The sequence below is a fragment of the Aeromonas sp. PI_26 genome (assembly GCF_027854445.1).
Classification (GTDB): domain Bacteria; phylum Pseudomonadota; class Gammaproteobacteria; order Enterobacterales; family Aeromonadaceae; genus Aeromonas; species Aeromonas veronii.
The window spans coordinates 108,779-133,930 of the sequence record NZ_JAJNOE010000004.1; the positions used below are offsets into that span (position 1 = coordinate 108,779).

The 25,152-nt window shown below is 53.3% G+C and carries 25 protein-coding genes; 18 read left to right on the forward strand and 7 right to left on the reverse strand.

Going from position 1 to position 25,152, the window contains the following annotated elements; all coding sequences use genetic code 11:
* Window positions 1–135: 135 nt before the first annotated feature.
* Window positions 136–1,584, forward strand: a complete 1,449-nt coding sequence (gene thiI, locus LRL22_RS06570) for a tRNA uracil 4-sulfurtransferase ThiI (protein ID WP_270904998.1) — start codon at window positions 136–138, stop codon at window positions 1,582–1,584.
* Window positions 1,585–1,659: 75 nt separating this feature from the next.
* On the opposite strand, the gene LRL22_RS06575 is transcribed toward thiI, so the two are convergent.
* On the reverse strand, window positions 1,660–2,052 hold the full coding sequence (locus tag LRL22_RS06575) for a hypothetical protein (RefSeq protein ID WP_182963612.1): 393 nt from the start codon (window positions 2,050–2,052) through the stop codon (window positions 1,660–1,662).
* A 100-nt stretch (window positions 2,053–2,152) separates the two neighbouring features.
* Window positions 2,153–2,785 carry a trimeric intracellular cation channel family protein gene (locus tag LRL22_RS06580; protein ID WP_219263700.1) on the reverse strand — a complete coding sequence of 211 codons (633 nt, stop codon included), beginning with the start codon at window positions 2,783–2,785 and terminating at the stop codon, window positions 2,153–2,155.
* A gap of 373 nt (window positions 2,786–3,158) precedes the next feature.
* Here LRL22_RS06580 and flaA point away from each other — a divergent pair, with 373 nt between their 5' ends.
* The 7 genes from flaA (at window position 3,159) to LRL22_RS06615 (ending at window position 10,311) form a co-directional block, all read left to right on the forward strand.
* A complete protein-coding gene (gene flaA / locus LRL22_RS06585; protein WP_019446043.1) occupies window positions 3,159–4,073 on the forward strand; it encodes a flagellin A in 915 nt (304 codons plus the stop codon).
* A gap of 583 nt (window positions 4,074–4,656) precedes the next feature.
* A complete protein-coding gene (gene flaB / locus LRL22_RS06590) occupies window positions 4,657–5,568 on the forward strand; it encodes a flagellin B (RefSeq protein ID WP_019446042.1) in 912 nt (303 codons plus the stop codon).
* Window positions 5,569–5,601: 33 nt separating this feature from the next.
* On the forward strand, window positions 5,602–6,042 hold the full coding sequence (locus LRL22_RS06595; protein WP_019446041.1) for a flagellar protein FlaG: 441 nt from the start codon (window positions 5,602–5,604) through the stop codon (window positions 6,040–6,042).
* Window positions 6,043–6,069: 27 nt separating this feature from the next.
* Window positions 6,070–7,479 carry a flagellar filament capping protein FliD gene (gene fliD / locus LRL22_RS06600; protein ID WP_158112304.1) on the forward strand — a complete coding sequence of 470 codons (1,410 nt, stop codon included), beginning with the start codon at window positions 6,070–6,072 and terminating at the stop codon, window positions 7,477–7,479.
* 25 nt (window positions 7,480–7,504) lie between these two features.
* Window positions 7,505–7,927: a flagellar export chaperone FliS gene (gene fliS / locus LRL22_RS06605; protein WP_019446039.1), complete on the forward strand. Its 423-nt coding sequence runs from the start codon at window positions 7,505–7,507 to the stop codon at window positions 7,925–7,927.
* The gene (locus LRL22_RS06610) at window positions 7,924–8,223 is read left to right on the forward strand and encodes a hypothetical protein (protein WP_019446038.1); all 300 of its coding nucleotides are present in this window, start codon (window positions 7,924–7,926) and stop codon (window positions 8,221–8,223) included. Before fliS ends, LRL22_RS06610 begins: the two co-directional genes overlap by 4 nt.
* Window positions 8,224–8,229: 6 nt before the next feature.
* Complete coding sequence (locus LRL22_RS06615) at window positions 8,230–10,311, forward strand: motility associated factor glycosyltransferase family protein (protein ID WP_158109318.1); 2,082 nt, start codon at window positions 8,230–8,232, stop codon at window positions 10,309–10,311.
* A gap of 177 nt (window positions 10,312–10,488) precedes the next feature.
* Here LRL22_RS06615 and LRL22_RS06620 read toward each other — a convergent pair whose 3' ends face one another.
* From LRL22_RS06620 to pseF, 5 genes are read right to left on the reverse strand one after another with little or no spacing between them, the layout of a single operon-like run.
* Window positions 10,489–10,734: a hypothetical protein gene (locus LRL22_RS06620; RefSeq protein ID WP_021230845.1), complete on the reverse strand. Its 246-nt coding sequence runs from the start codon at window positions 10,732–10,734 to the stop codon at window positions 10,489–10,491.
* Window positions 10,731–12,023: a motility associated factor glycosyltransferase family protein gene (locus LRL22_RS06625; RefSeq protein WP_216961994.1), complete on the reverse strand. Its 1,293-nt coding sequence runs from the start codon at window positions 12,021–12,023 to the stop codon at window positions 10,731–10,733. Before LRL22_RS06625 ends, LRL22_RS06620 begins: the two co-directional genes overlap by 4 nt.
* A complete protein-coding gene (gene pseI / locus LRL22_RS06630; protein WP_120413980.1) occupies window positions 12,016–13,062 on the reverse strand; it encodes a pseudaminic acid synthase in 1,047 nt (348 codons plus the stop codon). Before pseI ends, LRL22_RS06625 begins: the two co-directional genes overlap by 8 nt.
* A gap of 6 nt (window positions 13,063–13,068) precedes the next feature.
* A complete protein-coding gene (gene pseG / locus LRL22_RS06635; protein ID WP_216961998.1) occupies window positions 13,069–14,325 on the reverse strand; it encodes a UDP-2,4-diacetamido-2,4,6-trideoxy-beta-L-altropyranose hydrolase in 1,257 nt (418 codons plus the stop codon).
* Window positions 14,315–15,010 (reverse strand): pseudaminic acid cytidylyltransferase, encoded by a 696-nt coding sequence (pseF, locus tag LRL22_RS06640; protein ID WP_270904999.1) that lies wholly within the window; start codon window positions 15,008–15,010, stop codon window positions 14,315–14,317. Before pseF ends, pseG begins: the two co-directional genes overlap by 11 nt.
* A gap of 163 nt (window positions 15,011–15,173) precedes the next feature.
* On the opposite strand from pseF, the gene LRL22_RS06645 reads away from it, so the two are divergent.
* The 10 genes from LRL22_RS06645 to LRL22_RS06690 all read left to right on the forward strand — a co-directional run bounded on the left by LRL22_RS06645 (window position 15,174) and on the right by LRL22_RS06690 (window position 25,151).
* Window positions 15,174–15,710, forward strand: coding sequence for a GNAT family N-acetyltransferase (locus LRL22_RS06645; RefSeq protein ID WP_270905000.1), 537 nt, complete (start codon window positions 15,174–15,176; stop codon window positions 15,708–15,710).
* Window positions 15,707–15,940 (forward strand): acyl carrier protein, encoded by a 234-nt coding sequence (locus LRL22_RS06650; RefSeq protein WP_120413983.1) that lies wholly within the window; start codon window positions 15,707–15,709, stop codon window positions 15,938–15,940. The genes LRL22_RS06645 and LRL22_RS06650 overlap by 4 nt, the downstream gene beginning before the upstream one ends.
* Window positions 15,940–16,689 (forward strand): SDR family NAD(P)-dependent oxidoreductase, encoded by a 750-nt coding sequence (locus tag LRL22_RS06655; protein ID WP_204383489.1) that lies wholly within the window; start codon window positions 15,940–15,942, stop codon window positions 16,687–16,689. The genes LRL22_RS06650 and LRL22_RS06655 overlap by 1 nt, the downstream gene beginning before the upstream one ends.
* Complete coding sequence (locus LRL22_RS06660; RefSeq protein WP_216950529.1) at window positions 16,686–18,044, forward strand: AMP-binding protein; 1,359 nt, start codon at window positions 16,686–16,688, stop codon at window positions 18,042–18,044. Before LRL22_RS06655 ends, LRL22_RS06660 begins: the two co-directional genes overlap by 4 nt.
* Entirely contained in the window at window positions 18,041–19,096 is a 1,056-nt protein-coding gene (locus LRL22_RS06665) for a LuxE/PaaK family acyltransferase (RefSeq protein WP_040067207.1), read from the forward strand. The genes LRL22_RS06660 and LRL22_RS06665 overlap by 4 nt, the downstream gene beginning before the upstream one ends.
* Window positions 19,075–20,280, forward strand: coding sequence for an acyl-CoA reductase (locus LRL22_RS06670; RefSeq protein ID WP_270905001.1), 1,206 nt, complete (start codon window positions 19,075–19,077; stop codon window positions 20,278–20,280). Before LRL22_RS06665 ends, LRL22_RS06670 begins: the two co-directional genes overlap by 22 nt.
* Window positions 20,281–20,448: 168 nt before the next feature.
* Window positions 20,449–21,420, forward strand: a complete 972-nt coding sequence (locus LRL22_RS06675) for a glycosyltransferase family 2 protein (RefSeq protein ID WP_270905002.1) — start codon at window positions 20,449–20,451, stop codon at window positions 21,418–21,420.
* Window positions 21,417–22,577, forward strand: coding sequence for a UDP-galactopyranose mutase (glf, locus tag LRL22_RS06680; RefSeq protein WP_270905003.1), 1,161 nt, complete (start codon window positions 21,417–21,419; stop codon window positions 22,575–22,577). The genes LRL22_RS06675 and glf overlap by 4 nt, the downstream gene beginning before the upstream one ends.
* A 43-nt stretch (window positions 22,578–22,620) precedes the next feature.
* Window positions 22,621–23,985: a glycosyltransferase family 2 protein gene (locus tag LRL22_RS06685; RefSeq protein ID WP_270905004.1), complete on the forward strand. Its 1,365-nt coding sequence runs from the start codon at window positions 22,621–22,623 to the stop codon at window positions 23,983–23,985.
* Window positions 23,985–25,151 (forward strand): glycosyltransferase, encoded by a 1,167-nt coding sequence (locus LRL22_RS06690; RefSeq protein WP_270905005.1) that lies wholly within the window; start codon window positions 23,985–23,987, stop codon window positions 25,149–25,151. The genes LRL22_RS06685 and LRL22_RS06690 overlap by 1 nt, the downstream gene beginning before the upstream one ends.
* Window position 25,152: the final 1 nt, after the last annotated feature.

Sequence of the window (25,152 nt, forward strand, 5' to 3'; positions counted from 1 at the left end):
GGAATATACGCAAGATTAGCGCTGCACGGCAAACACTGCGTGGGGTAATGTGAGCAAACGCTCATCCAGTAGGCGCTGGCCACAAAGTTCTGATATAATTCGCGCCCTTAAATCAAGGTCACCCGAGTCATTACCATGAAGTTCATTATCAAGCTGTTCCCGGAAATCACCATCAAGAGCAAGTCGGTTCGCCAGCGCTTTATCAAGATCCTGCAGGGCAATATCCGCAATGTCCTGCGCCGCTTCGACGACGATGCCCGCGTACGGATGGATTGGGACAAGCTGATTGTGAGCTCCCGCAATGACCAGTTCCGTGAGCAGGCTATCGAAGCTTTGGCCTGTATTCCGGGCATTCAGGCCTTCCTCGAGGTACAAGCCAGCAAGTTTACCGATCTGCACGACATCTTCGAGCAGGTGAAAGCCGTATGGGGCGACCAGCTCAAGGGCAAAACCTTCTGCGTGCGCGCCAAGCGCCACGGCAAGCATGAGTTCTCCTCCCTCGAGGTTGAGCGTTACGTGGGCGGTGGATTGAATCAGCACTGCGAAAGCAATGGTGTGCGCCTCAAGAACCCGGATGTGAAGATCAACCTCGAGATCGACGGTGAGGAGCTCTTTATCGTCAGCGCCATCCATCAGGGCTTGAGCGGCATGCCCATCGCGACCCAGGAAGATGTGCTGAGTCTGCTCTCCGGCGGTTTTGACTCCGGTGTGGCTTCGTTCCAGTTCATCAAGCGCGGCTGCCGGGTGCACTACTGCTTCTTCAATCTGGGCGGTGCGGCCCACGAGATCGGCGTCAAGCAGGTGGCCTACCACCTGTGGAACCGTTTCGGCTCCTCCCACCGGGTACGTTTCACCGCTGTGGACTTCGAGCCGGTGGTTGCCGAGATCCTCGAGAAGATCGACAACGGTCAGATGGGCGTGGTGCTCAAGCGGATGATGATGCGTGCTGCCGCCAAGGTGGCCGATGAGTTCCAGATCCCGGCGCTGGTGACCGGTGAGTGTGTGGGCCAGGTATCCAGCCAGACTCTCACCAACCTGAACGTGATCGACCGGGTGACCGACAAGGTGATCCTGCGCCCGCTCATTACTTGGGACAAGCCGGATATCATCAGTGAAGCCCGCCGTATCGGCACCCTGGAGTTTGCCGAGACCATGCCGGAATATTGCGGCGTCATCTCCAAAAAGCCGACAGTGAAGGCTGATCTGGCGCGCATTGAAGAGGAAGAGGGCAACTTCGACTTCGCCATTCTGGACAAGGTGGTCTCCGAGGCCCGTTACCTCGATATCCGCCGTATCGGTGAAGAGACTGCCGCTGAAGTGCAAGAGGTGGAAACGACTCAGGTGCTGGGCGCTGACGAGGTGATCCTGGATATCCGCTCTGCCGACGAACACGACGAGAAGCCGCTGGTGGTGGAAGGTCGTGAAGTACTGCATATCCCCTTCTTCAAGCTGGCCACCGCCTTTGGCGATCTGCCCAAAGAGAAGACCTACCTGCTCTACTGCGATCGCGGTGTGATGAGCAAGCTGCAGGCGCTCTATCTGAAAGAGAAGGGCTTTGACAACGTCAAGGTGTACCGCCCGTAAGCGTGTTTTTACCTTCAATAAAAAAATCCGGCCAATGTGCCGGATTTTTTTATTTCACAGAGTGAGCCCTGACTATCAGGGACAGGGAACCGGAGTGAAGGAGTCTTGCCCCTGACAACGCCAGCCCATTTCCGCCTCCCGCATCTGCCACAGGTTGTTGCTGCGATAGAGGGTCAGGATGTAGATCATGTCGCTCTTGCTGCCGTCGAGGGCGACCGAGAGCACCAGATCATTGTCCAGCTGCTGGGCATGGATGCGGCTGGGTATGTCACCATGACCGACGAATCGTAAAGCTACCTCACGGTAGTCATTAACCCAGTTTTGCTGTTGATGGCTTGCCTGGCGTATCTGCTGGTTGAACTGCTGCACCGGCGCCGAGGCCAGTCGTCCAAATACCACTTGTGCTTCGGCGTGGGCTGCCGTCACGTTCGCCAGGATAAGGGTGGTAAGCATACCGATTTTGCGCATGAGAAGTTCCGGCTAACAACGACTGCTTCTATGACAACAGAAAAGCCTATTTGGTTCAACGCGTGGCCCACAGCGACATGATGACGCTGTGGGCCTGCTCTCAATTGCGTTGCAGGGAGAAGGTCGGTAGCGAAAGATGCCAGTAGATAGCAGCTACCCGCAGGCCAAATACGGCGCTCATGCAGATAAGCATGGCGGTGACCCGATCCATATCGGCCTCCAGTGCCAGCGTGTAGAGAATGCCGCCGAGGATACAGGCGGTGGCATAGATCTCTTTTTGCAGCACCATGGGGACCTCCCGCGCCAGTACATCGCGGATCATGCCACCGGCTACCCCGGTCATGGTGCCCATGATCACGGCAATCAGCCCCGGGGTGCCGAAGTTGAGGGCCTTCTGGGCACCGATAACGGTAAAGAGGGCCAGTCCGAAGGCATCCGCCACCGGCAGTACATACCAGGGCATCCTGCGGGGCAGTTTGACCATCCACATACCGATCAGCGCCGTCGCGATGACCACCCAGATATAGAGCGGGTCGCGCACCCAGAATACAGGGGTGGCTCCCAGGATCATGTCACGGATGGTGCCGCCGCCGATGGCAGTGACCGCCGCCAAAACCATGACGCCAAACCCGTCCATTCTGAGTCGGCCAGCCACCAATACCCCTGAAAACGCGAATACCGCAGTACCAAACATGTCGCTGATGTAAACAATCTGCTCAACCAGTGTCTGCATGGAGAACAACTCACGCCAAATTGTTGATGGGGCCGCGATTTTAGGGGCTGGTGAGTCCAATCGCCAACAGTGCTCGACAAAATTGAGAGTCGGGACGGATTTTTTCTCGCAGCACGAACGGTAGTGTCTCGTTTGCCCCCTGCCGTTGGCGAGCTTCAGAATGTTGAGTTTGTCACTGGTTTTGGCCCGATTTTTTCCTTAAGTATCCCCCCGACCCGCCGATATATAAGGTAAGCGGCGTTAATGCGATGAAGCGTTGAAAAAAATGCTAAAGACATCCAAAAACGAGCCGTTAAATAAGACGCATCGGGCACGGAAAATAATAAAGCCTGAGCGAATAGAAGAGTAAATTTAATAGCTTAGGAGAATAGTCATGGGCCTTTATATCAACACTAACGTTTCATCGCTCAACGCGCAGCGTAACCTGATGAATACGACCAAATCACTGGATACTTCCTACACTCGACTGGCATCCGGCTTGCGTATCAACAGCGCCAAAGATGATGCCGCGGGTCTGCAAATCGCCAACCGTTTGACGTCTCAGGTGAACGGTTTGAATCAGGGTAACCGCAACGCCAACGATGGTATTTCGGTAGCGCAAACTGCGGAAGGTGCAATGGATGAGGTGACCTCCATGCTGCAGCGTATGCGTACCCTGGCTCAACAATCAGCCAACGGCTCCAACAACACTGATGACCGTACCGCGTTGCAGCAAGAGTATGACCAGCTGATGACCGAAATTGATCGTGTGGCAAAAGATACCACATTCGGTGGTAAGCAACTGCTTAACGGTGGTTATGTCGGCTCTTTCCAGGTTGGTGCCGATGCGGCTCAAACCATTACTTTCAGAATGACCACTGCGTTTACCATCGCAGGTATGGCTTCGGCTGCCAAGGGCAATGCAACAATCTCTGCCGGTTCAACTGGTAGCAAAGAGCCTTTCAAAGTAACGGCCTCAACCAGCGCAGTGACTGTGGCAAACATGAATAGCATCAAGTTGGCGAGTTCGGCCCAGTCTGCTATGGCCAACCTCGACTACATGATTAAAGTTGTAGACAGCAAGCGAGCGGAATTGGGTGCAGTGCAGAACCGGTTTGATTCAACCATTCGCAACCAGGCGAACGTCTCTGAAAACGTCAGTGCTGCGCGTTCACGGATCCGCGATGCAGATTTCGCGACCGAGACCGCCAACCTGACCAAGCAGAACATTCTGCAGCAAGCCGCATCGACCATTCTGTCTCAGGCAAACCAGCGCCCGCAGTCTGCACTGTCACTGTTGCAAGGCTAACAAAAGAAAACAGGGCGGTTGTTCAGGCCGCCCTGGTCAAGAGATGGAACAAAGGGGTGTTCGGGTCGCACTCTGTTCTATCGGGAGAGATATAATCTCTACTAGTAATGCCAAGTGTTGTCCAGCTGTTCAGTTCTGTCACGCTTGGTCATATTCTCCTGAGCATATGCTCATCTTTAGGCCGGTTTACCGGCCTCTTTTTATTGTGTCGCCAAATTGACGTCACTCTGTCAGTTCAAAGCATGAATCGTGCCAACGCATCTTATCCCGTAAACGAGGTCATCATCAGCGGTGATTTGCATGGTGATGCTGCTCAATTCATGTTCTGTTGCCGCTTGCCGGAGAAAACTTGCCGCTTTAGGCAACAATTTTCCTAAAGCTTGTATCTGCGCTGCCGTTAAATAAAGTGAAGCAATCGAGGGGTGTTCGGAATCCAACGTTTGCACTACTGCGGGTGGCCTGTTCGTTCAAACAGACACCCGCCTGAAGAGACAGGCATGTTCAACCTGCTCTTCAAACGGTGGGACGTCGTGTTGTTTAGACGACGCAACCTGCAGTCGCATGTTCTTCGGGAGAATATTTTATGGCCATGTATATCAACACCAACATTTCATCATTGAACGCCCAGCGTAACTTGATGAATACCAACAAGTCTCTGGATACCTCCTATACCAGATTGGCATCCGGTCTTCGCATCAACACCGCCAAAGACGATGCTGCTGGCTTGCAGATCTCCAACCGTTTGACTTCACAGGTTAACGGCTTGAACCAGGGTAATCGCAACGCAAACGATGGTATTTCTGTAGCCCAGACCGCAGAAGGGGCCATGGATGAAATAACCTCCATGTTGCAGCGGATGCGGACTCTGGCGCAGCAATCAGCCAACGGTTCCAACAATACGGATGACCGCGTTGCATTGCAGCAAGAGTACGATCAACTGACAACCGAGATCGATCGCATCTCCAGTGATACCACGTTCGGTGGTCAGAAGTTGCTGGACGGTAAATATAAGGGCTCATTCCAGGTCGGTGCGGATGCTACCCAGACCATTACCTTCAAGATGACCAGTGCCTTTACCATTAGCGGTATTGCTGGCGCATCAAAAGGCAGTGCCACCATCGCCGCCGGTTCTACTGGTAGTAAAGAGCCGTACAAGGTAACCGCTGCGACAACTGCTGTAACTGTTGCCAACATGAACAGTATCAAAACAGCCAGTGGTGCCCAGTCTGCTATGGCCAACCTCGACTACATGATCAAGGCGGTTGATAGCAAACGTGCAGAGCTTGGTGCGGTCCAGAACCGTTTCGACTCGACCATTCGCAACCAGTCCAACGTGTCCGAGAACTTGAGTGCAGCACGTTCGCGTATTCGTGATGCGGACTTTGCGACAGAAACCGCCAACCTGACCAAGCAGAACATCCTGCAGCAGGCTGCTTCAAGTATCCTGGCGCAAGCTAACCAAAGACCGCAATCTGCGCTGTCCCTGTTGGGTTAACGGGTAGTGATGAGATAGAAAAGGAGCGACGATATGGCCAATGACATTGGAATTCCCTCATCGGTCACTCCTTCTTCTCTTCAGTCAAGTAGCAAGAGCGGCCAATCGGCCGCTCAAGTGCTATCTGGCATGGCGGAAGAGCAGCGGGTGATGACACAGGATGTGGAAAAACAACAAGAGGAGCGAGCCAAAGAGAAGGTTCGCAAATCCGATGTCTCAGATAAGGATATTGAAAAAGAGGTACAAAACTTGCAGGAGTTCAGCAAGTTGCAGGGATGGACCGTCAACTTCAGCGTCGAAAAGGATCTCGAGCAAGTTGTTATCAAGGTGATGGACGCCAATACCAAGTCAATGATCCGCCAGATCCCAAGTGAAGAGTTGCTGGCTATCAGCAAGCGGCTCAAGGATCTGCGTGAAGTTGATGTTATAGGTGGTGGCTCAAGAGTCGGATTATTGCTTGATAAAGAGATTTAATACGCAAGTTTTACGAGGAGAGTGAGAATGGCCACGATTACGTCTGCTGGTGCGGGTTCACAGCTGGACTTGGAGTCTGTCATTGCCGCGAGCGTCAATGCCAAGAAGGCGCAACTGATGCAGCCCATCACCACCAAAAAGACCAATGCCCAGATCACTCTCTCCGGGGTTGGACAGTTGAAGTCGGCCATCGCCTCGTTTGTGACGACACTTCAGGCCATGTCCAAAGATGATGCGTTCAACAAACGCTCGATTAATATTACCCAAGACAAGGACAAACCCGTTCTCAAGGTGGAGAGCAAGGCGGGGGCTTCCAACGGGCAATATGATATCAGCGTCGAACAATTGGCGAAGACCAGTAAATTTGACGGTACTTTCGACTCATCGACGACTCCCCTTATCACTGAGGATGGGAAGCTGACCTTCAAGGCTGGTGACAAGACCTTCGATGTCGATGTGAAAGCAGGGGATTCACTACAGTCCATCCGTAAACGCATCAACAATGACGCCGACAATTTCGGTTTGAGCGTCAATATAGTCAATACCTCCGATGGTAAATCCAAGCTGATGATCGATTCCGGGGTAAGCGGCAGCGGCAAGGATCTGCAGATCACTGGCAGTACTACCGACCTGACCGATAATCTCGTATCCAAACTGACCAAGCGCCAAGATGCTCAAGATGCCAAGATCACCGTTGATGGAAATACTCTGACCAGTTCATCCAATACCTTCGATGGCACCATTGTCGGACTTAAACTGACCGTGTTGCGGGAGTCGGATAGCACAACCTCTACCGATGCCAGCGGTAATCCGGTCAAGACCTACAGCTCTAACAAGGTTGACGTGACCACCGACAAGGCTGGCATAAAGGACATGGTCAAAGGCTTTGTCGACGGTTACAACGCGCTGGTGAAGAAGAGCAATGAGCTCGGCAAGCGTAATACGATCGTTGAAGGGAAGAGCAAGAATGATGGTGGGGCTCTGGCGGGCGATGCAACGACGCGTGCCGTAGTCAATATGATGAATGGCATCATCACCGAGCCTTCGAAAAACTCCTCTACTTATAAAACGATTTTTCAGATGGGCATAAAGATGGATAACAAAGGGGTATTGTCTATCGACGATACCAAGTTCAACGAGGCCATCGACAAGAATTTCGATCAGGTAGTGGCAGTTTTTGGCGGTAAGGATGGGATCGCCGGTCAGCTGGCCAGCCAGCTGGAAACCTACTCCAAGACCGGTGGTTTGTTGGCGAAACGGGAAGACTCTTTGAATTCCGATCTGCGCGAAGTGGGTCGTAAGGAGTCAGATGTTGCCACTCAGCTGACCAAGTATGAAGAGACCTTGCGGGCCCGTTACGGAAGTCTGGATGCTATGTTGGCCAAGATGAATAAATCTGCCTCATATTTAAGTATGCTAAATACAAACAATAGTTAATGTGAAGTCATGAGTGGTGTTTCATATGTATCATAAAAATATAAAGGCCTATACCACCCAGAATCTGCAATCCGAATTGGCAGTAGCCGATCCTTACCGCGTGATTCAACTTTTGATGCAAGGTTGCCTGGAGCGCTTGGCTCAGGCTCGTGGTGCTATCGAACGTCGAGATTTTGAGCAAAAATCCCAGTCTATCTCTAAAGCAATGGCCATTATCAACGGGCTGCAAGATTCACTTGATCTCTCTTATGGTAAGGTTCCCGAAGACCTTTCTGCGCTTTATGACTACATGAAAGCTAGGATGATGGATGCCAGCCGTGATATGGATATCACAGCTGTCGATGAGGTTATGAATCTGATGCTGACAGTTAAAAGCGGTTGGGATGCTATTCCTGTCGAGGAGCGAGATAAGGCCTTGGCTCAACAAAAAGTGGGCGGAACCGAATGAGCAATAACCGTTTGCCAGAATTAATCGCAGCAGGTCAAGAGTTACTGACCTTGTTCGAACAGGAGGATGTGCAAACGGCTGAACAGTTGATCGACCATTATCTCATTCTCCTTGATGCTGTTTTCCAGAATATCCCTCCACATGTGGTTCTTGACATGGATCACCAACAAGCATTGGTGCAGTTTCAAACCCTACATGAGCTGATAGAACATGCAAAGAATCAGACAGAAGCAGCTTTGTGGAAATTTTCAAAAGCAGGTCGAGCATCTGATATGTACAAGCTGAACGCAGGTTAGGCATACATGGATATTAAACAAGAAATTACAAATATCGAGAGTGAACTTGTGCGCCTTGAGAGGCAAAAGCAACAGGAAATTGCTATGTTGGAGGTATTGCCTGTTCGTTTTGCAATGAACATGGATGCCTTTAAAAAATTCATGCCAAGTATATATGATTTTTTTGAATCATATCAACCAGTACGGCCATTCCGTTTTTTTTGCAATGAAAATGGTATCCCTAATATATTGTGGCTTGATGAGCAAGTTTCGTTATACGGTGACGATCCATTCGCAGATGCTGAATCACAAATTAATGAAGTAATTGAACAAAGTATTTTGCAATGTATTGATTTTGCACCACAATGGTATTTTGATGACCAAATACATATAAAATATAACAACGAAATATCCAAGCTTAAACAACAATCAACGCTCGAAGGGTTATCACTCAAGAGTGCACTATCAATGGATATCCCATTATCCTTGATGTATGGAATAGGTTTGGGTTATCAACTGGGCTATTTATACGAGCGATGCAAAGTCAAGAATTTGTTCGCCTTTGAACCAGATCTTGATATGTTTTATGCATCTTTATATTGTTTTGATTGGTGCTCTTTGCTGGATTATATGGAGCAAGAGTCATTAAGCTTGCATTTATTTATAGGAGTTGACGAAAAATTATTAGCAGCCGATATGATGGAAGCGCTTCATCGTAAAGGGGCATTCTGGTCTGCAGCATATTTTTCATTCTGCCATTATCATTCGCCAAAGTTGCATTCGCTTATTAACCAGGTTGAAAATGAGTTCTATCTGCTGCGTACGGGTTGGGGTTTTTTTGATGATAATGTCTTTGCTCTAGCTCATAGCCATAGTCATCTGCAAGATGGCACACCATTTCTTCTGCGCCAACGTGATACGTCTTCATCTGAGACTATACCTGTATTTGTTGTTGGAAACGGGCCATCGTTAGATCAGAGCATTGATTTTATTCGAGATCATCAACGTCAGGCTATTATCATTGCCTGTGGCACTGCAGTCAGTGCACTTTATAAAGCTGGAATCAAGCCAGATATTTATGTTGCTGTTGAGCGTACCAAAAGTTCAGCAGATTTTTTGCATATTTTGGATGCAGGGGAGTTTCTCAAGGATAGTGTTTTTTTAAGCGTGGATGTGATTCATCCTGAGTGCAAGACATTTTTCCGCAAAACCGGGTTGGCATTTAAACCCAATGAGCCCATGTATAAACTGCTGACCACTCACTTTGGTAAGCAGTTTGAATTTGATTCAATTGAATACTCTAATCCATTTGTTGGGAATACCGGTCTTAATTACGCAGCGTTGCTTGGCTTTAAGGATATCTATCTGTTTGGGATTGACAATGGGTATAAGTTTGCTGATAAGCATCATTCTAGTTTGAGCCTGTATTATAATGAAAAGCAGGAGGCAAAATACCATCAGGATCTGAACGAGACATTTCCAGCTCGTGGTAACTTTGGTGGTGAAGTCCGTATCAATCATTTATTTGGTCTCTCTATTCACAATATGGCTCAGGTTTTGGAAAATAATCCTGAAATACGTTGTGTCAATAGTAGTGATGGTGCTTATGTTGCTGGTGCCGAACCTCGTCGGGTTGAGCATATCAACCCCACTTGGCCAGATTTTAATAAGCGAGCCTTCATTGATGATTTGCTGTCACGTTGTTTCAAACCATTTAATGTAGCCAGTATTGATTTCCAATCTGCCATTAACGTGCCGTTTTTTAATGATGTAGTTAATAAACTGCTTGATGATTGGAAAGCAGTTCCTCGTGAACACAACGCAATTCAATCGATGATGCAACGCCATCATGATTATCTGCTGTATTTGTTCATGAGTCGTGATAGTCATCTTTACCGTGTGTTGATAGGATCAATAAATTATTTTTATGCCAATATCATCAGTTTGATGATGGCTCATATCAATGACTCTGATGATGTGCTGACAGAAAAGTTAAACTCTACAATCACTATATTGGAGCGGTTTTTTACTGATGCCAAACATATTTATGCTGGAGCATTGGAACGACATGATACAGCCTATTTTATAGGTCTCAATATATTTAAGTAGTGGTGTGTTATAACGTGTATCTATTGTCACGTTATACATGTGGTGTTCTAAATCACTTATCAGCTATCATTTAGAAACTGTGGCCCCAAACGTGACATGCGTTTGGGGTGTTACTGCGAGCAAGTTTTTTATCATGCTCGCATATGAAATTCCTTTCGTTTCACCCGCTCAGCATTATTATTTTTCTGGCGTTGTAAGAAGAGTCGCGAACTCAACTTCAAGCCAGTCTGCCAATCCCAACCAGTCATGGCGCTCCTGGCAAGCCAGCAGGGCACTCACTATGGTCACGGCATCGCCTTGGTGCTCCGGAGGTAGAGCATGCAATGCCTGCTCTACCAGAGCCGGTAGCTGCAGCGCACTTTCAACATGAAGGCCAAGGCGAAAATGGTGTGCCAGTGCAATGCACTGCTCTGTGATGGTCATGGCATCAGCTCCGGATGATAGTCACAACCGAGCAGGGCCGCACCGTCGCGGCTGCTGTTCCAGAATTTGACTTCCGGGTGGCTTGCCATATAGCGCTCAAGCTCGATCTGATAGGTGGTGAAATTGGGGTTGGTGCTGACGCGCTGACCATGGCCATCCAGTACCCAGCTGAGGGCCTGGCTGGCAACAGGACCCAAAGCACCATCATCCCAGCCGGTATGGGTCTGGCCACCGGGGAAGGCGAAGTCACAGCCGAGCAGAATGATCTCTCTACAACCCATCTTGACGGCGAGATCGACGGTGGGATGGATCACGCTGCCTCCTTGATGGAGTAACCCTTTGGGATGAGTGTGACGAAGTTGCTCATACACGGGGCTGATGGAGTAGGCGGTAAAACGCGGCCCTTGCCAACTTGCAAGCGTCTCATGGGGCACCATGGGGGCATATACCAGAGGAACCGAAGTGAGCCCTTGGCTTGCCAGTCGATCCGGAGTCAGAGCGTCGTCGATAGTTACGACCAGATCCACACTGATGCCGTATTGTCGCAGAGGGGCGAGCGCAGTATCGACACAGAGTACCTTCCACTCGGGATGTTGCTGCAACAAGCCTGCAAGGCGAGGGAGGTGGTGTTGCAGGCTGGGACCGCTGGCGATGACCAGTGCAGTAGCATCCGGGTGTGAGCCAAAAAGCGTGGCAACATCGCCATCTTCACCCACAAGTGGAAGATTCTCGGTCAGTCGCCCGGTAATGCGCGGCAAGTCCGGGACGAAGCGTTGCTTGGTGTAAGTCGCCATCACTTCGCTCACCAGTCGACCACGAATGCGGCAGGCCGCATCTTCGGCCAGCTCCAGTTCGCTGGGGAGGGCGAAGAAGGGGAGGACAATCTCCTGTTCATCGGCCGCGAGGCTCAGCTCTACCCGGGGGTCTTGCAGCCACTCGTCGTGCTCGAGCAAGGCCAGCACCAGAGTGAAGAGATTGTGGTGCATGATATGGACATGGAGGGTTTCTAACCGGGGGCGTGTCAGCAACACCTTCTGCAGATCGCCGAGTCCGGTGCCATAAAGGTGCAGCACGGGTACATCGGGAAGAGTTGCCGCTTGCAGTTCGGCCTCCTTCACCCGATCGTGCCGGCTGGTGAGCTGGATGCCATTGACCAGCAGTGTGCTGCTGAGGCCTTCACACAACTCCACCTGCAGATCGCCCAGCTGTGTCACCGTGAGGTGGGCAGCAAGCTGTGGCCAACGCTGTTCGATTATCGCCAGATGATGGCGCAGCAGATCTTCATTCATCTTGTGCAATCCAATCCCAGTTGAGAGGCTGATTGGCTGCCATGTCGCGGTTGACCTGCTTGCCGATGAGCCGATCGTAATCGGCCGGGGGCAGGCCGAGGGCGGGGCGCACCGATTTGATGTGCTCTGCGGTGAGCACCTCGCCAGCTGCCATCTCCTTGACCAGATAGAGGGAGCGGCGAAAAGCGCGGTTACCCTGTTCACTGGCTGTGAGATGGTAATCGGCCACTCCGAGGGCGGCATGGGCGGTATTGACCGAGGTTACCAGCTCGGTGAGTTCGGCCGGTTCCATTGAGAAGGCGCAATCCGGCCCGCCGTCGGCGCGGGCCAGGGTGAAGTGTTTCTCGATAAGGGTGGCCCCGAGCGCGGTAGCGGCGATGGCTGTGGCCGACCCCAGGGTGTGATCGGAGAGCCCCACCTCGACCCCGAAGCGCTGGCGCAACATGGGGATGGTACGCAGGTTATATTCGGCCGCCGGCGCCGGATAGCCGCTGACGCAGTGCAGCAGCGCCAGCTGGCCGTTGCCGTGCTTGAGTGCCATCTCGACCGCGGCGGCGATCTCGGCCTCGTCCGCCATGCCGGTGGACATGATAAGCGGCTTGCCGGTCTGGGCGGTATAGCGAATGAGGGGCAGATCCACCAGCTCGAAGGAGGCGATTTTGTAGGCCGGGCAGTCCAGTGATTCAAGCAAGTCCACCGCACTGAAATCGAACGGGCTGCTAAAGACCGTCAGCCCCAGCTCGCGCCCTTTGGCAAACAGCGCCTGGTGCCACTCCCAGGGAGTGTGCGCCCACTCATAAAGGTCATAGAGGCTGTGGCCATCCCACAAACCGCCGTGGATCTGAAATTCCGGTCGATCACTTTTGAGGGTGATGGTATCCGGGCGGTAGGTTTGCAGCTTGACGGCGCTGGCACCCGCTGCTTTGGCGGCGGTCATAATGGCCAGGGCGCGGTCCAGATTGCCATTGTGGTTGGCCGACAGTTCGGCAATCACATAGGGAGCCTGTTCCTGGTTGATGGAGCGATGATCGATCTGCATCTGTGTTCAGATTCCTATGCCAAGTTGCCAGCCTTGCGGCGCCGGTTGCCAAGGGGCAGGGGGCGCTATCTGCGGTGGCTCGGCAAGATAGAGGGGAAATGGGGAGAAAATTATCTGCAAGCGATGTGCCAGCTCTTGCCACTCCGTGGGCTGAAGTGACCGGGTGGCTTGCCATGTCAGCCGCTGGCCGTTCAGCGTCAGGGTGAGTAGCAGTTGGTCGTCATGGCGTAGTTGCCACTGATGGCCATATGGCAACAGTTGATAATCCGATTGTTGCAGCAACCAGGCGGTGAGCCGATCCAGCCCCAGCCCATCCACCTGTTGCTGGCCGCGGCGTCGATAGTCATCTGCTTGCCATTCAAGTCGTTGCAGGGCTTGCAGCAGCAGCTCAGGCTCGGCCAGCTCGCTCAGAGTCAGCCGCTCGGCCAACTGGAAGCGGGCGATCACCTGGTCGTTGAACTGCTGATTGTCGACGATGGGCACCGCCAGGGTCGGCAGGCCGAGACAGGCTCGCTCCCAGGTCATGCCGCCCGCAGCGCCAATGGCGAAGTCGTGTTGTTGCATCAGTTGCGCCATTTGGTCGCTCTGGCGCAGCAGCACTAGGTCGAGGTCGGTCAGTTCGGCCACTCTCTGCTCCAGCTCGGGCCAGAACGGATTGGCGCCGCCCGCCACCAAGGTCCAGCGGATGGTGCGGGCCCAGGGCAGCCGCGTCAGGCTGTTGAGGGTCGTGAGACAGGCTCCGGCCGGATCAGCGCCGCCAAAGCAGATGAGGCCACGTTGCCACCGGCTGACCTTTTGGCGTGCAAGCTGGCGATAGGCGGGGCGCAGCAGGGCATAGTCGGTGCCCAGCAGCAGCCGACAGTCGGCAGGGACGAGTGACTGGTAATCGGCGGCGCTGCGCAGTGGCCCCTGATCCAGCAGCAACTGACCATGATGAGGGCGATCGGCCAGATCGTCGATCACCAGCAACTGACCACAGTGCATTGCCAGTGTCTGCTCGATCTGTCGATCAATCTGGTAGTGATCACACACCAGCCACTCCGGACGCAAGATGGGCAAGGGGCCTGCGTCGTCCAGAGCGCAAAGAGGGTAATGCTGGTGGGATTGCAGCAGTGGCAACAGGTGGGCCGGTAGCTGATGGCAGAGAAAGTGGCACTCGGCGCCAGCCGTTTTCAGCCGATCGGCAATGGCCAGACAGCGCATCAGATGGCCCAACCCGATCTCTGCCCCGGCATCGAGCCGGAAGGCAACCTTAAACACCATCTTGACCCAGCACCTGATAAAGCAGTTCAGCCAGATGCCAATCTTCCGGCGTATCGATATCGACCACCCTGTGTCTTGGCAGAATATGGCCGATCCCCTCTCCACCGACGGGGCTGATCCCGCCCAACCAGGCAGCCCGCGTCCCCCAATAGAACTGGCCGGCATCCTGATAGGCAGGCTCCAGATCCTGAGAGCGTTTCGCCATCTGCTCCGGCCAGAAGGGAGTGACCCGGCCCTGCTCATCCATGCGCACGGCGCGCTGGATAGGAAAGCCGAATTCAGCCACCATGTAGACGAAGGGGGCCTTGCTGGCGAGCAGGCGATCGTGGGCGGCGCGCAGGTCGGCCGCCTGGATCAGCGGCACTGTGGCATAGATGCAGCAGTAGTGCTCTGCCTGGATGCCGAGCTGGTCGAGTCGCTGGATGGTGTCGATCACCACAGGGGTGGTACCTGTGTGATCATCGGCGAGGTTGGCTGGCCGCAGAAATGGCACATCCGCGCCCAGTTGACGAGCAACCTTGGCAATCTCCTCACCATCGGTGGAGACCACCACCTTGCTGAAACAGCCAGATTTTTGCGCCGCCAGGATGGCATAGGCGAGCATGGGTTGGCCGCAGAAGGGACGGATATTCTTGCGTGGAATGCGTTTGCTGCCACCCCGGGCTGGGATAATGGCGATGGCCATGATGGGTTCTCTCTGCTGGATCAATGACTGGCCAAAGCCAGGATAATCGATGACAACTCTTTGATTATTTTTGATATTATACTGGTTTTTCTGCTTGTATTATCGATTTTTGCTACGGAATGGCAGCAGTGTGGTCGATAAGAGAGACAGGTCATGAAAGTGGATGGCGTTTAAGATGAGCTATGGCGTTGAGTTACGCCCGATAGAGCCGTGGGATCTTCCTGCCTTGCGACGTTGGCGCAATAAGGATGAGGTGCGAATGCAGATGGTATCCCAGACGCATATCTCACCACGGCAACAGCGCCAATGGTTTGTCGCCACCCGTGAACGACAGGATCAGCAGCACTGGGTGCTCTGGTGCAAGGGCGTGCGAGCGGGTTACGTCAATCTGAAAGGTGAGTGCCAGGGCAAGCTGCAGGGTCAGGTGATTGCCGATGCGGGACTCTATCTGGGCAACTCAGGCGTGCGGCATCCCATGTTGGCCGTTGCTGCTGCTTTAACCCAGCTTGATCAGGGTTTTGATGAGCTGCACATCGGTTGTATCCGCACCCTGGTTCGGGAGAACAATCGCTCGGCCCTGCGCTTGAATGAACAACTGGGTTACCGCCAGATAGGACAAGATAACGGATTTTTTGCATTGGAACTGCTGCCGGCGAATTACTATACCGCCCGTGAGCGGCTACGGAGATTTTTCAGATGACAATCGCATTGGAACAGGTTTTTGCCGAGGCTTTGGGTATTGATATCGGCAGCGTCAGCGATGGGCTGGCTTACAACAGCATCCCGCAGTGGGATTCCGTCGCCCACATGGGGCTGATCGCCCAGTTGGAGGATAACTACGGTGTATTGCTCGACACCGATGACATTATCGACATGAGTTCGGTCGTCAAGGCGCGGGAGATCCTGGCCAAATACGGGGTCGCTTTCTGATGCAGGGACTGTTGCAGGGCAAGCGGGTGTTGATCACCGGTGCCGGGCGTGGCATCGGGCTTGCCATCGCCCGCCAGTTTGCCTCTCAGGGGGCTGAACTGTGGCTGGGAGGCCGTGATGAGGTAACGATGAGCCTGCTGGCGACCGCGATTGGTTCCGAGTTTGGCGTGCCTTGCCAGCCTCTCTGCTTTGATGTGGCTGATCCGTCGGCGGTCAAGCAGGCCTTTCAGCAGCTGTTTGCTCAGACTCGCCAGCTGGACGTGCTGGTCAACAATGCCGGCATGCTGGAAGAGGCGTTATTGGGGATGGCGAACCAGACCCATCTGCAAAAGACATTCAGCAACAATACCTTTAGTGTGATCTATTGCAGCCAGTATGCCGCCCGCCTGATGCCGCGCAGTGGTGGCGGCAGCATCATCAATCTCGCCTCCCTGATGGGGCAAGTGGGGACTGCTGGGCTCAGCTGCTATGCCGGCAGCAAGGCGGCGGTGATTGGCATTACCCAGTCACTGGCCAAGGAGCTGGCCGCCAGCCAGATCCGGGTCAATGCGATTGCTCCCGGTTTTATCGATACCGATATGGCCCACGCCATCCCGCAAGATAAGTTTGCCGAGCGGGTGGCCAGCATCGCAATGGGGCGGATTGGTACGCCAGAAGAAGTGGCCAAGGTGGCCCTGTTTCTCGCATCCGACTTGTCGAGCTATGTGACCGGGCAGGTGATTGGGGTCGATGGGGGGATGGTGATTTGAGCCAGCCTGATTTGTTGACGCATCTGGTTGAAAGTAATGACGAGCCCGCCTGGCGAGACCCGCAAGAGGGGTGGCTCAGTTATGGTGAGCTGGCTCGGCGTGTGGCGCAGTTGGCTACCACCTATCCCGTCGGTCGTCATTTGGTCTACCTGCCATTTGTGACGTCCACCCTGCATCTGCTTCACTACTTGCTGGCCCTGCGTGATGGCCACGCCATCATGTTGGCCGATCCTGCACAGGATGCCCAGTTGCACCATGAGCAGTGCCAGCGCTTTGGTGTCAGTCTGCGGGTGTTGGAGGATGGGGCAGTTGCGCATCTTGGCGATGCGCCCTCGTTTCACCCTGAGTTGGCCTTGCTGCTGCCGACATCGGGCAGTACCGGCTCCTGCAAATGGGTGCGATTGTCGCGAACCAATCTTGATGCCAATGCCGCGGCCATCGCCGAATATCTGGCGCTGAACGGGGGTGAGCGAGCCATCACCTCGTTGCCACTTTTTTACTCCTTCGGGATGTCGGTACTTAACAGCCATCTTTTGGTTGGCGCCTCTCTGGTTTCATGCACTGCCAGTCCCCTTGAGCGCCAATTCTGGGATGAGGTAAATCGTCATCAGGTCACTAGCGTGGCGGGGGTCCCGTTTACCTTTCAGATGCTTAACCGCTTGCGTTTTGACTGGACCCGCTATCCCAGCCTGATGACGCTGACCCAGGCCGGAGGACGGCTTGAGCCGGCACTGGCAAAGCAATTTGCCGAACAGGCAGCTGCGCTGGGACGCCGTTTTTTCGTGATGTATGGTCAGACCGAAGCGGCGCCGCGCATCGCCTGGTTGGCTCACGATGAAGTGATTGTTGCTCCGGATGCGATCGGCCGTGCCGTACCGGGCGGGTGCCTCTCTCTTCGTCATGAGTCCGGCTTTCCCGACGGGGAGGGAGAGCTGGTTTACCAAGGGCCAAATGTGATGTTGGGCTATGCGGAGCGCCCTGAAGATCTGGCTCGGGGGCGTGATATGGATGCGCTCTTTACCGGCGATCTGGCTCGTTGTGATGAGTCGGGCCGATTCTATCTGACCGGACGACTCAACCGTTTCCTGAAGCTGTTTGGCAAACGGGTGAGCTTGGCTGAAGTGGAAACCTGGTTGCAGGGGAGGGGCTATTCCTGCGCTGCGACCGGCCGTGATGATTGCCTGCTGGTGGCCATCGAGGCAGACGCGTGCCCCAGTGACGCACTGCAGCTGGAGCTGGCCCGCTGGCTGATGGTGCCGCCATCAAGCGTTCGCATTTATCGGCATCATTTGCCACGACGCAGCAATATGAAGATCGATTATCCGGCCCTGTTAACACAACTGGAGCAGCTATGAACAGGCTGTTTGATGCGCCGGTTTTCGGGCTGTCTCAACATGAAAAAAGTGGGTTGCTCCTTGCTCGCCTGAATGAATTGACGCAGCGCCATGCGCAGGGGTGTCCAGCTTTTGCCAATATTCTGTCGGCGTTTGGCTGGGGTCAGGCCTCGACCTATCAAGAGCTTCCTTATCTGGCCGCCCGCCTGTTCAAATTGGCCCAATGGCAGAGCGTGCCGCAAGAAGAGGTATTCAAGGTGCTCACCTCCTCTGGCACTACCGGAACGCCGTCACGGATCGTGCTGGATCGGGATACCGCCGCGTTGCAGAGCAAGGTGCTGGTGAAGATCCTGCAAGAGTTCGTCGGCAAGCAGCGGCTGCCCATGCTGCTGGTGGAGCAACCCGCCCTGATTCAAAACCGCAGCGGTTTTTCCGCCCGCGGCGCCGGTGCGCTGGGGCTCTCCTTCCTTGGGCGAGACCATACCTATGCCCTCGACGAGCAGATGCGGCCCAACTGGCCGGTCATCGAGGCGTTTTGTGACAAATATGCGGGCCAGCCGGTCCTGTTGTTCGGCTTTACCTTCATGGTCTGGCAATGTCTGCTGGAACCGCTGCGTGAGCGAGGTCTGCAACTGCCGCTGACGCAGGGCACGCTTTTTCACAGCGGTGGCTGGAAGAAGCTGCAACACCTCGCGGTGGATAATCCTGCCTTCAAGCAGCGCTGCCATGAACAGCTGGGGCTGAGTCGGGTGTACAACTTCTATGGCATGGTGGAGCAGGTGGGGTCGGTATTTGTTGAGTGCGAGCAGGGCCATCTTCATGCTCCCCTCTTTGCCGATCTGCTGGTGCGGGATCCGCTGACCCATCGACCGCTCGGGATCGGCAAGCCAGGCTTGTTGCAGGTGATCTCTGCCATTCCCCAAAGTTATCCAGGCCACAGTTTGCTCAGCGAGGATCTCGGTGTGCTGCTGGGTGAGGATGATTGCCCCTGCGGACGTCTCGGCCGTTATTTTCATGTATCAGGGCGTCAGCAAGGCGCCGAGGTGAGGGGATGCAGCGACACTTTCCAGTGATCCGGTCAGATGCAGAAGATGCCATATGGCAAGCTGGGCCCGAGGTCGCTTTCGTGGCTCCCGTCATTGACTGGCAAGGTTTTGTTACTCGCCCGCAGCCAAGCTTTGCGCCCGTAATAGGTGACTTTGTGGCCGCGCTCTCTGCACGTCTGCAGCAGGAGGGACGAGCGAATCCGGATTTAGCCGCCTTTGGTTTTTGGTTGCGGCCTCGCCAGATTGAGGTACAGCGCAAACGCATGGCAGGACGCGCTCCGCTGGGGATGGTTTTTCATCTGGTCCCCTCCAACGTGCCGACCGTCGCGTTCTACTCCTGGATCATGGCGCTACTGATGGGCAATGGTTCCGTGGTTCGCCTCTCATCGCGCATCGACCCGGTGCAAGAGGCCATGCTGACCATCCTGAACGAGCTTTTCTCTCTGCCCGAGTGGCAAGAGATTGCCTCGCGTACCCGTTTTATCCGGTATGACCATGACGAACGGGTCACCGCCTGGCTGTCGGCCCGGTGCCGCCTTCGCATCATTTGGGGCGGTGATGAAACCATCGGTCGGGTAAGGGCTATTCCGCTTTCACCCCGCGCTCAGGAAATCGTGTTTCCGGATCGCCGCTCCATGGCGGTGTTGGATAGCCAATGGCTCGCCAACCTGGATGCGGCCGCATGGCGGCAATTGGTTGCGGCTTTGCAACAAGACTTTACTCGCTTCAATCAGCAAGCCTGCGCCTCGCCCACCACGATTTGCTGGTTGGGCGCTCCCGATAGTGTGTTGCGACGTCGTTTGCTCGAAGCCGTCTTTGCCCCCTTTGCAAGCAGCCCTGCCCTGATGATGGAACGCCTCATCAATTGTCAACAAAATGCCGCTCTCGATGGTCAGATGCAGCAGGAGACCTTTGCTGGCGTCACCTTATTGACTCCCACCGCCTCTTTGCGGCTTGAACACATCGGAGGAGGTACAGTTGCAGAATTCGTTGCCGATACTCTTGATGAGTTGCTGTTACAACCTTGGGATATGCAGACCTGTGTCTGGGTTGGGCCAGATAAAATGCGGCTTGAGTATGCGCTACTGCTGTCGCCTTGCTGCCGTATCGATAGGGTGGCAAGTCCGGGACAAGCGCTGGCATTCGAATGGCTCTGGGATGGCATCGACATGCTGGTGGCCTGCAGCCGTCAGCTTGACCGTATTGAATAGTGGATTCCAGGTCACATAAATCAAGTCATATCAATGAATTAGCTTGGTCAGGCACGGCTCTTGCAGTAAATATTGCCATGAAGGGCAGGAAGGGTTGACAGAGACCGTGCGGTAGCCTTGTCCGAATTCTCTAATTCGCTTCTTTTTTACTCTACTTCTGGATTCTCTATGAAAGTCAGCGTACTGGTGCCGGTGTATAACCTAGGGCGCTTTATCGAGCCCTGTCTGCTTAGTCTGCTGGAACAGCAAACCAATTTCGATTTTGAGGTCATTGCCATTGATGACGGCTCGAGCGATGACTCCTGGGCCATTATGCATCGGCTGGCACAGCAGTGGCCGCAACTCAAGGCACTACAGAATGCGCAGAATATGGGGTTGGCCAAGACCCAGAAACGCTTGCTGAGAGAGGCTACCGCTGAATACATCGCCTATGTCGACGGGGATGATCTTGCTCTGCCGGGCAAGCTGCAGAGCCAGGCCGATTATCTTGATTTGCACACTGACTGCACGCTTTGCTACCACGAAGCGGAGATGTTTGATGATGAAACTGGCGCACGGATCAAGCTATTCACCCGCGATTATTACAATGCCCGCTATCTTGAATCCGTGATGACACGGGAGGCATTGATCCGCTTCGGGGTGTTCGTCAATGCCAGTTCCATAATGTTTCGCCGTTATGAAGGGATGGAAAATGCCATCGATGAGGGGTGCAAGATCATCCTCGATTATCCCTGGCACATCTTGAACCTCTCCCACAATCCGGGGACGCTGGATTTTATCCCCGAATTATTGGGCCGCTATCGCTTCCATACCCAGAGCTTTGGTGGACAGACCCGCAAATCGGCAGAACGTCGTGAGCAGTCGCTGCGCGATCTGCTGCGCGCCTGTGATAACGCCGCTGCGTTTGGGGCGGATCCCGTGGCCATTGCCCAGGGGCGTGCCCATCACTATTACTCTGCCGCACTCTACTTTCTGCGGCAGTATGACGTTGCCCGCTTCACGCAGCTTATCGAACAGTCAGTTACCGAGGTAGCGAAGCTGGCGCCAGGCTGGTTCTTCGATGAGCGACATCAACTGGCGTGGGTGCAGCGAGCTCATCCTGCTCGGGTCATGCAACAATTGTTTGGAGAGGCGGCATGAGTTATCAGGCGATAATCATTGGCGCCGGGCTTTCCGGTGCCGTCATGGCTGAGCGAATGGCCAGCCAGCTCGGTTGGAAGGTACTTGTGCTGGAGCAGCGCGATCATATCGGTGGCAACTGCTTTGACGAGTATGATGAGCATGGTGTATTGGTCCATCGCTATGGGCCACACCTCTTCCATACCGACAACAAGGAGGTGTGGGACTACTTGTCGCAGTTTACCGAGTGGCTGCCTTATGAGCATCGTGTGTTGTCACGCATTGACGGGCAGTTGGTGCCGATCCCGTTCAACCTGACCAGCATCGAACGTTGCTTCCAGGCCGACAAAGCTGCCACCATGATTGATGCCCTGCGCACCCGGTTTGGTGATGGGGCCAGAGTACCGATCCTAGAGCTACGCAAAGAGGCGCATCCCCTGCTGGTTGAATTGGCTGATTTCATCTATCAGAAAGCCTTTGTTAACTACACCAGCAAACAGTGGGGGGTTGCGCCAGACCAGATCTCCCCCGAGGTGACGGCGCGAGTGCCCGTGGTGGTGAGTCGGGATGATCGCTATTTCACTGACCCCTGGCAGGCGGTGCCGGCCGCAGGCTATACCGCCATCTTTGAGCGCATACTTGCGCACCCCTTGATTGACGTGAAGCTGTCGACCCCAATGGCACAGCACGTCAGGCTGGATTGGCAGCAGAAGCGGGTGCTGCTGGATGGCGAGCCGTTTGACGGCCCCTTGGTCTATACCGGGATGCTGGATCATCTGTTGCCGGCAGAGGGGAATTACCTGCCATACCGTTCACTGCGTTTTGAGCATCGCCATCTGGCGCAGGAACAATTTCAACCGGTCACTACCGTCAATTATCCGAATGAAGAAGCCTTCACGCGGATCACCGAGTTCAAGCATTTCAGCAGGCAGGTACATCCCGGTACCAGCATCGTTTATGAATATCCCTGTGACTATCAGCCGGACCAGGGGCTAGAGCCTTACTACCCGCTGTTTACCGATTCAGCTAAACAGCAGTATCAGGCTTGCCGCGATGAATTGGCCCAGTTCCCGCAACTGCTTGCTTTGGGCCGCCTTGCCGAGTATCGCTATTTCGATATGGATGATGCGGTGAGCAATGCATTAAATTTTTTCTATAAAATATGCACGGCATACTAGCTTTTAGTATTTGATAGATAAGTGTTAGCCGGTGAGAAATAAAATGAAACCAATCTGTGTGGTTATCTGTAATTTTAATAAGCAAAATTATGTGCTCGGGGCGATCGAATCAGTACAAAATACAGCGGGTGAACTGGCGGATATTTTTGTTGTAGATAACGCATCAACAGATGACTCTGCAACATTGATCCGTCAATACTATCCTAATATTAGACTTGAAATATTAAAAGAAAACGTTGGTGGCTCTGGGGGATTTGCTCATGGTATGCGCCAAGCCCAAAAAATGGGGTATCGTTATATTGCGCTACTAGATAATGATGCTGTCGTACTACCAAACACCCTAGTTGGGATGATGGATTTACTGGCTAACAACAAAGATATAGGTGTTATCGGACCAGCAATATGTAAAATGGATAATCCGGAGGTGGTACAGGAGGTCGGCTCCAACGTATCTTTAAAGGATGCTACCTTTAGTTTTCACCTTAATTTTGCGGGTGAATCCTATTCCTCGATAGCGATGGAACCGGTGGATTGTGATTATGTGCCCGCTTGTTGTCTGATGACAAAAGCTGAAATCATCGAACGGGTGGGTGTATTTGATGAGGACTTTTTCCTTTATTGGGATGACATTGATTGGTGTGTACGAGTCAAGGATGCTGGTTGGCGTGTAGTCGCACAGCCAAGACTACAGGCTTTGCACAAGGGAGGTGGTGCTAATGCGACTAATACATTACCTCGTTACTACTACTGGCGTAACAAGCTGAGTTTCTTCGCAAAGCATCCTGTTCGCTATCCTCCCCATCAGGTCAAACATTATTTACAGCGCAGCTTGGCACGCAATATCACCTTCCAGCATTTGAATGCTATGGACGAATTGCTTGTTGCCATGCAACGAGGTTTACAAGATGCGGCCACTGGTATCGGTGGGCGTTATCAGGGGGTAGCCTTTCCTGAGCGCGGTAGTGGCAAGCAAAAGTTGCTGCAGGTCATGGTACCACCCGGAGTTTACCTGCTAGATATGAGCGCCGTGGCAAGGTCTGATATGTCCACAGCAAGACAACACAATAGCTTGTGTCGTTTTATCGTCAGTTGTGGTCAATTTAATGTAAAGAGTCACCGTTTTGTGCTGGCTCCTGCACTGTATGAGACCTTGTCGAAGAGTATCCGGGACTGGCCCGAGTGCGTTAACACTGTGCCTCTGTCTGAGTCGACCACTGCAATTCGTCTGATCGTGGTTCCTCACCTGTTTGATGTTACCTCAACTGAGGTGGCACATGACGAGCTGTTAACCGATCTATTCTGGAATCTGCTACCACAGACTATCGACGGGGTAACGGCATTGCAGATCGCCACTGAATTGGAGTCGGCACGTCAGTCAGTAGATGCATTTTATGCTTCGGAGGCATAATGGCGGGGTATGGATCAATTTTAGCTATCTATAACGTGAATCTTAAAACACGTGGGCACCTGGGCGTTATGCGCAAGGTGCTGGCTCAGGCGCAGGGTTTTAGTCTAAATCACAAACGGGTACATATGATCTGCGGCGATGGCCCGAACATAGTACGCTTGGTGTTCGAGGCGGGGAGCGAAGTCCAGCGTGAAATCATCACGACTGCGGTTGCCCCCGGGGACTTCTTTGTACATGTTGCTGAGTGGATTGCTGGGCAGCAGGTGATGGCACGCTCGTTCGAGTGGGCCTACGTCCGTTACAACCCGATGCATAACGATGAACTAGTACAATTGGCTCGTCGACTGCGCGAGATGGCTGTGCCCTTGTTTATTGAGATGTACACGCTGGAATATCAGAATGAACTACCAGTATTAGTGGCCAATACAGATCAGGTATTTTTTCTGCAATTGGCCCCGCTTGTAGCCGGATTCTTTACCCCCAGCCGAGTCGCGCCAGGAGCCACATTGCAAGGTAGACCTCTCTGCAAGATGGGTAACGGGGCCACTTGGGTTGAACCACAAGCGCCAGAGCCAAAGCAGGATATCCGCAAAGCATTCCATCTGCTGGGGGTCGGCTATCTGGCGCGCTGGCATGGTTATGACCGCCTATTACCGCTGATACCCAATTTCGTCAAAGCCTACCCGGATGTCGATCTGCAATTATTCCTTGTTGGTCAGGGGCCTGCATCTGCACAATTAGCGCAACAGGCCCAAGAATTGGGGGTCGCCAAGTATGTGACGTTTACCGGAGCTTTGGAGCCGCAGCTTCTTGCCAATCGTTATGCAAGTGTGCACTTGGGCCTCGGAACATTAGGTTGTCACCGCACAGGTATTACCTATGCAGAGGCGCTAAAGCATCGTGAATTCATGTTTTATGGTCTGCCATTTATTTATAGCCTCCAGGACAGTTTCAGTGACGCTCAACTGGAAGGAGCCTGGCGTCAGTCAGCAGATGAAAGCCCTATCAATTTGATCACTATCTATGAGCAATATATAGCGCAGGTGCAGGATGATCTGTCTACCCAGTTAGTAAAATATGCTAAGTCCAATTTCACTTGGCAGATGCAAACAGAAAATATTATAAATGAAATTCAGAATCAGCTGAGTAACGGTAATTTTAAATAAC